The following is a 788-nucleotide window of genomic DNA, read 5'->3' on the forward strand; positions in this document are numbered from 1 at the left end:
CATAAAACGCGTTTGGCGTTGTATGGTTAAGCCTCACGGGTAATTAGTACAAGTTAGCTTAATGGCTCACACCACTTCCACATCTTGCCTATCAACGTTGTAGTCTTCAACGGCCCTTCAGAGACTTTAAAAGTCTAGTGAGAACTCATCTCGAGGCCTGCTTCGCGCTTAGATGCTTTCAGCGCTTATCAGTTCCGAACGTAGCTACCGGGCAATGCCATTGGCATGACAACCCGAACACCAGCGGTTCGTTCACTCCGGTCCTCTCGTACTAGGAGCAACCCCTCTCAATTCTCAAACGCCCACGGCAGATAGGGACCGAACTGTCTCACGACGTTCTAAACCCAGCTCGCGTACCACTTTAAATGGCGAACAGCCATACCCTTGGGACCGACTTCAGCCCCAGGATGTGATGAGCCGACATCGAGGTGCCAAACACCGCCGTCGATATGAACTCTTGGGCGGTATCAGCCTGTTATCCCCGGAGTACCTTTTATCCGTTGAGCGATGGCCCTTCCATTCAGAACCACCGGATCACTATGACCTACTTTCGTACCTGCTCGACGTGTCTGTCTCGCAGTTAAGCTGGCTTCTACCATTACACTAACCGTACGATGTCCGACCGTACTTAGCCAACCTTCGTGCTCCTCCGTTACTCTTTAGGAGGAGACCGCCCCAGTCAAACTACCCACCAGGCACTGTCCGTAACCCCGATTCAGGGGCCAACGTTAGAACATCAAAACTACAAGGGTGGTATTTCAAGGTTGACTCCACAACAACTAGCGTCG

At 51.8% G+C, this 788-nt stretch carries 1 rRNA gene; it reads right to left on the reverse strand.

The window, feature by feature from the left end:
* Positions 1-22 precede the first annotated feature (22 nt).
* Positions 23-788: ribosomal RNA gene (locus I6E70_RS20540) — 23S ribosomal RNA — on the reverse strand; the annotation flags it as partial.

The organism is Pseudoalteromonas sp. NGC95 (assembly GCF_015864705.1).
Lineage (GTDB): Bacteria > Pseudomonadota > Gammaproteobacteria > Enterobacterales > Alteromonadaceae > Pseudoalteromonas > Pseudoalteromonas arctica.